Raw genomic sequence first — 11318 nt, 5'->3', positions numbered from 1 at the left:
GCGGTCCTCCACGCCACGTGCAGGAACCCGCTCACGGTCTTCTGGTTGGCGACGGTCATCAGCCACGCGCACTCCGCCTCGAAGTCCCGCGTGAACCGGCTTCCCGGCTCCGCCCACGGCACGGACGCGACCACCACGCCGCACTTCGGGCAGTCCACCCTGGGCATCATGGCGACCAGTTCGACCCGCCAGCATCCGAAATCCTGATGGCGCCATCGGCGCACGCCGCCGCCACGGTCATAGCCACGACGCTTCCGCCCGCACCTCGAGCACCTGAGCATGCCCGCACGCGGACGCACCCGCACCTCGAGCACGGGTTCGGGGCGCATGGGACCATCGACGATGCAGACGTTCTCGACGACCATGCCTTTGACGTTGAGGAGCTGTTTGAATATGCTGTTCATCAGGCGCTTTTCGGTTGTGTTTTTCTTGGTCGATGAACATCCTAACCAAAAAGCGCTCTTCTCTTACCGGTTCAACGCCTCACCGGCAAACAACCACCCACGAAAACAGCAATAGCGCCCTAAATAATTGAGGGGTTCAACTTTTCCTCTCCCACAGTCAGCTTCGCTGACAGCCTCCTCATCAGAGAGGGCCGATACCACTCAAACAATTGAGAGCCGGACCACTAGGCTCGGATTCCGCCCCCTCGCTGCGGCGCAATCCGAGCGGGCTCCCATGGACACGCCCTGCATCAATGCGATCCCCATCCGCAGTGGGGCGTATCTGCGCTACGAGGGGCTGGTCCGGAAGCGAATCGCAAATGCAATCGCAAATGCAAATGCAATCATCACGGTAATCCAATCGAGATTCACCGGATTGGGCAGCCTCTTGTAATGCAGATGTCCCTCACGCGCGCCTCGTCCGACGACCTACCGGAAGCCATCCACCGGAGGCCACCCATCATGTCATCTTGCCGAACGCAGCAGGCCATCACGGATACAAGCCCCATGTAGGCCTACACCACGCATCGGAATCATTATCATTCGGCGGCATCATCGCGATGCCATCGCGGTACGATGCGGGAAAATCGGTATTTTGACGTGTCGTACCGCAGTGGCGCGGTACGACAGCACGATTCAGGGGTTTTCGGCGTTTCGTACCGCAACCGCCATCTACAAAAGCCCGGAATTCCGCCAATCCTGCGCACACGTCCGGATTCACGTTCGAAACGCGCGCGGTACGATGCGCCAAAAAGCCCGAAATCCTCAAATCGTACCGCAACCGTTCTGAGATTCGGACCAACACATTCCATATATCAAAATGGTCCGCGCATCAGCAATAGATGCGCGGACCATTGTCCCACGATCAGACCGTCAGACCCTCAAAGCCTGAAGTCAGGCTTCGTAGAAGCCGGACTCGCCGAGGCGGGCGTCAGGATTCAGTAGCATCGCCTTTTCGACCTCGTGGTGGTCGTAGCCACGTCCGTCCTCGTGGAAGCGACGGTTGTCGATCGGCTCGTAGAGCGCGGCGCGACCCATCATGCCTTCCTCGAAGTGGCGGCGACCGGCGGCCAGTCGGGCGTTGGCGCGCTCACGCCAAGCCTCCAACGCGACCTCGCCATCCGCACGGGCCACAGCGGCCTCGAAGGCACCGGGGTGCACCAACGCCACGAATCCGCTCACATGACCGAAGCCGAGCGAGGTGGCCAAGCCGGCCTTGACCGGGCGCCCCGGCGTGACGCGGCCGTACGAGTCCTCGCCGCCGCCGATGCGCAGCGGGCGGCGCAGCCAGACCATGTGGTCGTCGCGTGCCAGCTTCGGATCGACGCAGTCGAGGGCAGCGTTCGCCGGAATCACGCCGGACTTGAACAGCTGGGTAAGGCCGTTGACCTGGAAGATGCAGGCACCGCCCTTGGCGTGGCCGGTGAGCGTCTTCTGGGAGATCACGAACAGCGGGTTGCCGTCCGCACGTCCGATGGCGTGGGCCAGCGTGTTGTGCAGCTCGGACTCGTTCGGGTCGTTAGCGTTGGTGGACGTGTCGTGCTTGGAGACCACGGCGATGTCGTCCGCCGTGACGCCGAGCGCGGCCAGATCGCGCACGAGCTTCGAGTCACGCCCACCGAGGCCGGCCGCCAGGGCGCCAAGGCCCGGTGCCGGAATCGAGGTGTGCGCACCATCCGCGTAGCTGTGGATGAATCCGACCACGGCCGCGACCGGCAGACCAAGCTTCAAGGCCAGGTCACCACGGGTCACAAGGATCGTGCCGCCACCCTGGGACTCCAGGAAGCCGCCGCGGCGACGGTCGTTCGCACGGCTGAAGAACCGCGCGTCGATGCCCTTGCCGTACATTTCGGCGGAGTTGGCGGTGGCGTTCATGTTACCGAAGCCGATCACCGATTCCACGCCGATGTCGTCGATCGCGCCGGTGACCACGAAGTCGGCCTTGCCGAGCGCGATCTTGTCAACGCCCTCCTCAAGGGAGACCGCGGCGGTGGCGCAGGCGGAGACGGGCTGAATCATGTTGCCGTAACCGCCAATGTACGACTGCATGACGTGCGCGGCCACCACGTTCGGCAGCGCCTCCTGCAGGATGTCGGTCGGAATCTCGTGGTTCAGGAAGCGGTCGAGGTAGAGCTTGCGCATCGACTTCATGCCGCCGAAACCGGTGCCCTGCGTCGAGGCCACCAGCGAGGGGTGAATCGACTGGAGGATCTCGGCGGGCGTGAACCCGGCCGACAGATAGGCGTCCACGGTGGTGACGATGTTCCACAGCGCGATCTCGTCCACGTCGCCGACCATCGAGGCCGGGATGCCCCAACGGGTCGGGTCGAAGCCGGTCGGGAACTGGCCGCCGACCGTGCGGGTCATGGCGGCGCGGCGCGGCACGCGGATCATCGAGCCGGCGTGGCGGGTCACGTTCCATTCGCCGGACTCGTCGTCCTTCGCGATGGACGTGTGCGCCTCGTCCAGCTTGACGTACTCGCGCGCGACCTCCTCGGACGGCACGGAGAAGGTGACGTCGTGGTCGAGGTAGACCTCGGCCTCCTCCTCGTCGGCGCCATCCTTGTAGTCGTTGCCCATGCCGGTCTCGAACGGGCGGATGCCGGAGCGGGCCACGACCTCGTCGTGGTAGCGCTCGGCGATATCCTCCTCGGGCACGAGGGTGCCGTCCGTGTCGTACCAGCCCGGCTTCGGGCTGTCCTGCCAAGTGACCAAGCCCATGTTCCACGCCAGTTCCAGCACGGCGCCGGCGTTGAGGTCGACGCGGCCGTCCGGATGGATGCCGAGTTCGGCCTGGGCGCGCGTACGACCGGAGCCCCACGGGCCCAACTCGCCGATGGACACGATGACGATCTCGTCCTCCGGACGGGCGGTGACACCCTGCCAGTCGGCGAGGTCCACCGGGGCCTGCCTGTCGATAATCGGGGTGGGCAGCGCCTTGAGGGTGGCCGGTGCCACGGCTGCGCCACTCCCCTCGCCCGCCGCGCGGGAGCTCCCATCAGCGAGAGGAGACGAGGCAGAGGGCTCGACGGCTGCGGCGTCAGAGAGAGCCGATCCAGCGGCATCAGCCTCCGCTTCCGCGCGCAGGGCCTTGATATCGATGGGCTCGCCGCCGAGGCCACCGGTCAGGTCCACGTCGAGCGGATGCTTGGCGGCTTCCTCGCGGGACTCGGCCGTGCACAGGTCAAGCAGCTTGACCGCGATCTGCTCGGTGGAGTAGGTGTGGATGCCGTGGCGCTCGACGACCGCGACCAGCGGGTCGTTGCCGCCCATCAGCCCGGTGCCGCGTACCCAGCCGATCTTCGGGTGGGCGAAGGTGACGCGATCCGACCACACGCGCTCGGCATGGGCGCGGTTGACGATGGCGTCGAACGCGGACTTGACTTCGCCGTACGCGCCGTCGCCGCCGAACACGCCGCGGTTCGGCGAGCCCGGAAGGACGACGTGGAGGCGATGCTGCACGTCGGTGTCGGCACCGATCCTGGACAGCCCGGCGATCGCGCGCTCCACGCCCCAGAGCATGAGTCGCGCCTGCGATTCGAACAGTTCGCCCGAATCGGCGAGCGTGCCGTGGACCGGCGGCGCGGCGAACGGGAAGAACAGCGTCGGCTCGTATGCGGGCTTGAGGATCGTGGTGGTGGCGCCGGTGGTCTTCTTCTGCACGTTGCCGACCCAATCCACCAAGGCATCCACATCACGGAAGCTGGACAGGTTCGCGGGCACCAGCCACAACTTGGCGTCGCCGGTGGCGCGCTCGCGGTAGGCCTGCTTGGCCCATGCCTTGACGGACGGCTTGAAGCTGTGCGAGGTGGCAATTACCGTCGCGCCGCCCGCGAGCAGGCCTTCGACCACCTGGGCGGCGATCGAGTTCGGGCTCACGCCGGTCACGATGGCGATGTCGCTCGCGAAGCGGGAGGCGTTCGCGTCGGAGGAGACGGGTTCGAGCGCTTCGGCGGCGACCTTCTGGAAGGCGACCTTGAGCTCGTCGCTCCCCTCACCCGCTGCGCGGGAGCTGCCCTCAGAGAGGGAAGCCGAGAGGCGGTCGGTGAACCACTGGGCCTCGGCCGCGACGGCCTTGCCGAGTCCGATGAAGCTGCCGTTCAGTGCCGAAGCGTCATGCTCGTAGTAGGCGCGGGCCAGATCCTCGCGGGCGGAGGCCCAACGGTCGTCGAAGAGAATGGCCTTGTTGGCGTCGAAGCGCGGCTCGACCTGCTTGGGCCAGTCGGAACCGAGCTCGGCATCGACGGCGGCCACCACGGCGGCGTTCTCGTCCTCGCCTTCAGCCGGCGCAGGGGTGGCCACGCCGAGCTCGCCCAGCACGAACCGGGCGGTGGCGGCGAGCACGCCGTTGGCGCCGGTGACCTTCTCGGCGAAAGCGTCGAGCGCGGCGGAATCAACCACGGCACCACCCGCAGCGCCACCGGCGGTGGGCAGGGCGACGGCGATGCCCTTCAACTGGGCGACCGCCTCGACTGCCGCGTCGATGAGCTTGTCCGCCTCGGCCTTGGACTGCACGGCCGAGGTCGGCAGTTTGGCGAGGTCGCCGCCGCGGGAGCTGGCGCCCTCACGGGTGTCGAGCAGGAGCGCGGCGAACACGCTGGCCACCCAACCCTCGCCAAGCTGCCAGACGCCGGTCACGCGGTCGCGGATGTAGGACTGCTTGACGCCGGCGGCACCGAACAGCGAGCGCAGACGGTCACGCAGGGCTTCGGCAAGCACCGGGCCGAACGGCTTGTAGTTCGGAGCGGCCTTGTTGACGATCTGGGCGAGCTGGACGAGCGTGGCCTCGGCCGCGCCGTCCACGCTGGCCACGCCGAGCTCGGAGCTGATGTCCATAAGCAGCTGGTTACGACGCGAAGAGACGCCGTTGGTCAGCGTGTCGGTAGTGTCGTTGCTGCCGATCTGGTCGAGGCGCAGCTTGGCCGAGTAGGCCATGAGCACGCCGATCGCGTCGGAGGCGTGGAAGGGAAGGTCCTGCACGGCGGCGCCGGCGACCTGCCCTGATTGCAGGCCGTGCGAGGAGCTGGACGATCCAGTGGACTGTCCAGCGACGGAGCCGTCCGATTGACCCGAGGCAGCGGCGCTCCCCTGACCTGCGACGGCAGTGCTCCCCTCAGAGAGGGAAGCCGAGGCGGCAGCCGGCTTGGCGACCCCGGAACCCAGCTTGGCGACGGCGGAGCCGCCGGCGGGAGCGGTTTCGACGGGCGCGGAAGCCGCGGTCGATGCGGACTCGTCCGCGTCGTCGTCGGGCACGAGCGAATCGGAATCGGTCATGTACACGCGGCCTTCGTCGCGGCCGACGTTGTAGACGGTCACGTCGTCGCCGGCGAATTCGGGCAGTCGCAGGGTCTTGGCACCGAGGTTGGCGAGCGTCGGCGCGTTGCCGAGGCCGACCTCCACGTACTCCTCGACGCCGAGTCCGCCCTGCGCGCGCTTGCCGAACAGCAGCGCCTGCGTCTCGATCCAGCGAACCGGGGATGCGAACTGCCAGGACAGCAGTTCGGTCAGCAGCAGACGGCCGAGCTTCTGGTCGTCGGCGGCGTAGGCGTCCCACACGGTCGGGTTGTCCAGCGCCTCGCGGATACGCTCGGAGGGCACCACCTCGAGGATCTTGGCGGCGAACTCACGGGTCATCTCGAACGGCGCGGCCACGAGGTTCGGGATGTAGCGGCCCACCAGACGTCCGCGGTAGTCGATGTGCTGCGGCAGCAGCGCGTCGAGCTTGTCGCGGAACTCCGGCACGCCCTTCCTGAGCAGCGTGGAGTGGAACGGCACGTCGATGCCGGGCACCAGCATGAAGGCCGGCTTGCCGCCCGCCTCGCGGGCACGGCGGTTCGCGTCCTCCTTGAGGGCCTTGAGACCGGCGATCGTGCCGGCGATGGCGTACTGCTGGCCGGCGAGGTTGTAGTTCACGATCTGCAGGAACTCACCGCTGGCCTTGGCCACGGATTCCACGTATTCCTTGACGTGCGCGTCGTCCACGCCGAACTGGTTCGGGCGGAGGGCACCCATGCGGTAGTTGGAGCGGCCCTGGGCGTCGCGGTCGATGAGGTGGTGCATGGTCGAGCCGCGGTGGAACACGAGTTCCAGCACGGTCTCCAGCGGAATCACGCCGGCGAACGCGGACAGCGCGTTGTATTCGCCGAGCGAGTGGCCAGCGAAGTAGGCGGGCCAGATGTCGGCGCCGGCCTCGCGCAGACGGGCGGTCTGGGCGAAGGCCACGGTGGCGAGCGCCACCTGCGTGAACTGCGTGAGGTTGAGCAGGCCCTCCGGGTGGCGGTAGGTGACGCCGTTGGCGGTGAGCTCCTTGGGATTATCGCGCACGAGGCCGATGATCGAGAAGCCGAGCTTGGCGCGGGTGAGCTTGTCGGCACGCTCCCACACGTCACGGGCGGCGGCGGACTTGGCGCGCTCGTCGAGCACCATGCCCTGCTTCTGGATGCCCTGACCGGGGTAGACGAAGGCCGCACGCGGCGCACGAATCAGCGCGGTGCCGCGCGAGACGAGCTGGCCGTCGATGCGGCAGGTGACCTCGAAGGTCATGCCGCCGTGGCGCACCTTACCCACGCGCTCCACGGAAATCTCAACGACATCGCCCAGCTGGACCATGCCGTACATGTTGTACGTCCAGCCGGCGATCTCGTAGTGGGCGCCCTTGGCGTCGGTGGCCTGCACCGCGTGCTGGGCGGTGGCGGACAGCCACATGCCGTGCACGAGCGGGGCATGCAGCCCGGAGATGCGGGCGCCGCGCACCGAGGTGTGGATCGGGTTGAAGTCGCCGGAAGTGCGGGCGAACGCGGTCATGTCCGTGGGGGCGGTGACCTTCACGCGGCGCAGCAGGCGGCGGGGCGTGGCCTGCACCATATGCAGGCCACGCGAGGAGTCGGACAGTCCAGTGGACTGTCCGGCGACGGAGCCATCCGCTTCCTTATCCAAAAGGGCACCACCGAACTCGGGCGCATCCGCCGGCAGCGCGTCGGAATAGACGCGCCCGCGGATAGCGAACCGCTCGGTCTCGCGGGCCAGCAGCGTGCCGTCGGACGCGGTGTGAGTCACATGGATGGTCACCACGCGGCCGGACGCGGACTCGAAGTAATCCTCGGCCCAGGAGGTGAGGGCCACGGTCTCGCCGGTATGGCGCAGCAGCTCCTCCTCGGTAACCTCAAGCTCGATGAGGTGGTCGAGATGGACGGCGTTGAGCAGTCCCTCAATGACCGGGTAGCCCTTGACGGACACGGAGCCGAGCGCCGCGTAGATCGCCGGCCATGCCGGGCCGACCAGCGCGTCCGGCGCGATGCGGCTGGGCTTGAGGCTCGTCGGCAGCGCGCCGCCGGTGGCCGCCTCATGGTCGAAGCCGAGGTTCGCGGACAGCGTGTAGGAGGCATCAGCCTCGCCAAACGGCCTGCCCTTGGCCGCCACGATCTCCGGCATCGCGACGAGCTTGTCGCCGGTGATGGCGGTGTTGCCGATGCCGGCGGTGGCGGCGAGCATCGCGTAAACATCCGGGATGAGTCGTTCGCGATCGACGACCGGCACGCGACCGGTCTCGGTGCCGTCGACGATGAGCGGGATGACGATATCGCGCACGGCGTGCTTGGTCACGCCGCCGTCCGGATCGTTGTCCCAGTAGGTGTCGAGGTGGATGTCGAGGTCGTACTTGCCGGCCTGCTCATCCACGGTGCGGATCTCGTAGTGCGGGTCGTTCAGCGCGGTGCCGTAGGCGGGGTTGTCGGTGATGTGGCCCACCCAGGAGATGTTCGGGGACTTGCGGATGAAGTCCTCGGCGTTCACGGCCTCACCGAGCGCGGCGAACAGCCGCTCGGGCTCGCCGGCCGGTTCGTTGGAATCCACGGAATCAGCGGACTCGGCAACGTCAACGGACTCGGCGGCCTTGTCCTTGCCCTTCCCCTTGGACTTGCCCTTCTTGTCCTTCTTGGACTTGCCCTTGGCCGGCGATTCGGCCACGACATCGGACGTTTCGGCGGTTTCCACAGCATCAGACTCGCGCTCGGATTCGTCGCCCGCCTCCGGCTCGGCCTCCTTGACTCGCTCGAGCGCGGCGGCCTCGAACCGGCCGAGGATCGAGGCGACCGGCTCGTCCACGGTGGTGATGCCGGCCACGGAGATCGGGCCGGGGATGGCACGCACGGAATCGGCGGAATAGCGCGGGTCCTCGGACTGCCAGAGCTGGTCCTGGCCCCACCAGCGCAGCAGGTCGTGGTCGATGACCGGCACGAACGGCATGGGCTTGGGGTATTCGCGCACGAGCACCGGGAACCAGGCCACATCAGCCGGCACCACCGTGATCTCGGCGGCCTGCGGATATGCCGCAGCCAACTTGTTCAGCGCCGGCGCGGGGTCGGCGGCGAGATCGTCGCGGGTCAGCAGACCGGCGGCGGCCGCGTCCTCGGCGGACGTGCCGTCGGCGGCGAACAGGCGGGAGGTGAACTCGCCGGAGTCCACGCCGCTGATGCGGGCCTCGATGCGCTGCAGCAGATGCTGGAAGCGATCGACGTAGGTGGGGTCCACCCACGGGAAGGCAAGTTCGGCGAAGCGCTTGGCCCAGTCGAGGTAGGTCATCGAGGCCAAGTCGCCGAAGTACGGCTTGGCGGTCCTGTCCAACGCCTCGATGATCTCCTCGCGACGGGAATCGAGCTCCTCGGGGTGCTTCATGACGCGCACGAGCAGGCGGCCGCACGCGGCGGAGGCGTTCTCGAGTTCGTAGATGTCGGCGTGCAGGTGGCTCAGGCCCGAGGACACACCGCCCACGGACTTGCCGGACGGCACCCAGTGCGCGGCCTGCGGCGCGAACACGTCGGCCCCCGCAGCATCGCCGGCACCGGCCACGCCCGGCGTCTTGACGAGCAACTGCTTGACCTCGGGGCTGGTGTGCGCCTCCTTGGCGGTCATCACGGCGGTGCCGACAAGCACGCCGTCCACCGGCATGTCCGGCAGACCGTAGGCGCGGGCCCACTGGCCGGAGATGTAGTCGGCGGCGCGTTCGGGCGTGCCCACGCCGCCGCCGGCCACGAGCACCAGGTTCTCGCAGGCGCGCACGTCGGCATAGGTGGTGGCCAGCAGGTCGTCGAGCGCCTCCCAGCTGTGGTGGCCGCCGGCCTCGCCGCCCTCCACCTGAATCATGATGACCGTGGGGGCCACGGCCTTGGCGATGCGCACCACCTGACGAATCTGGTCCACGGTGCCGGGCTTGAAGCTCACGTACGGCAGACCGTCCGCCTGCAGTTTCTTGATGAGCTCCACGGCCTCGTCCAGCTCGGGCACGCCGGCGGAGATCACCACGCCGTCGATCGGCGCACCGGACGCACGCTTCTTGGGCACGATGCGGGAGGAGCCGAACTGCAGGTTCCACAGGTAGCGGTCCATGAACATGGCGTTGAACTCCACCGTGCGGCCTTCCTCCAGCTCCTCCTCGAGCTTGGCCACATGACGGTCGAACACCTCGGCGGTCACCTGGCCGCCGCCGGCGAGCTCCGCCCAGTAGCCGGCGTTGGCCGCGGCGGCCACGATCTCCGGCTCCACGGTGGTGGGGGTCATGCCAGGCAGCAGCACCGGCGGCTTGCCGGTGAGCTTGGTGAACTTGGTGACGAGCTTGTCGCCGGCCGGCGTGGTCACCACGCGCGGCGCGAACGTCTTCCAGTTCTGCGTGCGCTCGGGTTCGCCCTCCAGAGTGGAGAGGGCGGCGCGTTCGGCGAGCGTCGTGGCCTCGACCACGCCCACGCCGGTGCCCTGCACCACGTTGCCGATGAGCTTGCCGAGCGTGGAGCCCGGGCCAAGGTCCACGATCCACAGCTTGGCGGGATCGTTCACCTCGCCGAGCAGCGACTTGAGTCGCGCGGCCCAGTCCACATGATTGAGCAGCACCTCCTCGGCGAGCGCCCGGGTGCGGCGCTGCTCGAAGCCGCAGGCCGCGGCCCACTCCACGGTCTGCTCGACGGCTTCGGCCATGAGCGGCGAGTGGAACGGCAGGGTGACCTCGAGGTACTCGAGGGTGGGGTTGAAGACGGCGCCGCCGCGCAGCTTCTCCTCACGCAGCTTGGCCTGATGCTTGTGCTCGCGCTCGGCGGCGACGGCGAAGGCGGCAAGGTCCTCGGGGTAACCGGAGAGAACATGATGGTTGTCCGAGTTAGTGACGGCGACGGAGATCGGGCCGAGCGCGCGGCCCGTGTCCTTCACGCGGGCGATCAGCGTCTCGACCTGGGCCAGCGTCGCGCCCTTGACGGACAGCATCGGCGTGGCTTCGCCGGACTTGGCGTCGAGGCCAAGCTCGCGCACGCGGCGGGTGCCGGCCGCGCCGATCAGCGCCGCGACGGCCAGGATCTCGTCAAGCACGGGGGCTGCGGATTCGATGGAGCCGGCATCCTGGATGGCGCGGGTCATATGCACGGCGAGCACACCCTGCGAGTGGCCGAGTACGGCGGCCGGGCGCGCACCGGGCACGTCGTAACCGAGGTGTTCGAGGTCGATGAGCGCGCCGAGCTGGGTCAGCGCCACGCCTTCGACGGAGACCGTGGCGTCGGCGGCCGCGCCGAGGCGGGCCGGGTTCGGCGCGAAGCCGAACAGGTCGACCGGACGGCCGGTGGTGGCCAGCAGGTCTGCGGCGACCGGAGTGAGCAGTCGATGCGCGGCCGCCGCATGGTTGCGCAGGTCCTCGGCGAGGGTGGGGTCGGTGGTCTGGTCGGCGAGCGCGACCGGCCACGGGGTGGATTGTCCGGCGAAGGCGAGCGCGTGCGGTTCGTCAGCAAGTCGGTTGAGGAAGAAGGTGGTCATGTGATTCCTTTGATTCCTTGGGTTGTTGGTTTGTTGCGTAGGTTTGTTGCGTTGTGTGATGGATATGTTCTGTCAGGTACGTTGGTC

At 67.9% G+C, this 11318-nt stretch carries 2 protein-coding genes; both read right to left on the bottom strand.

From position 1 onward, the window contains the following. A partial coding sequence (locus BMYO_RS09335; protein WP_143249160.1) for a helix-turn-helix domain-containing protein occupies positions 1-404 on the bottom strand: 404 nt, incomplete at its 3' end. 933 nt (positions 405-1337) lie between these two features. Then, positions 1338-11231, bottom strand: coding sequence for a type I polyketide synthase (locus tag BMYO_RS12645; RefSeq protein WP_233428242.1), 9894 nt, complete (start codon positions 11229-11231; stop codon positions 1338-1340). Positions 11232-11318 lie beyond the last annotated feature (87 nt).

The sequence above is a fragment of the Bifidobacterium myosotis genome (genome assembly GCF_002259745.1).
Taxonomy (GTDB): Bacteria; Actinomycetota; Actinomycetes; order Actinomycetales; family Bifidobacteriaceae; genus Bifidobacterium; species Bifidobacterium myosotis.
This window is presented reverse-complemented; position numbering and strand designations above follow the sequence as displayed.

Bases quoted from the DNA above. Each gene is read 5' to 3' on its own strand.
- BMYO_RS12645 (WP_233428242.1), bottom strand. From the start codon at position 11,231: ATGACCACCTTCTTCCTCAACCGACTTGCTGACGAACCGCACGCGCTC.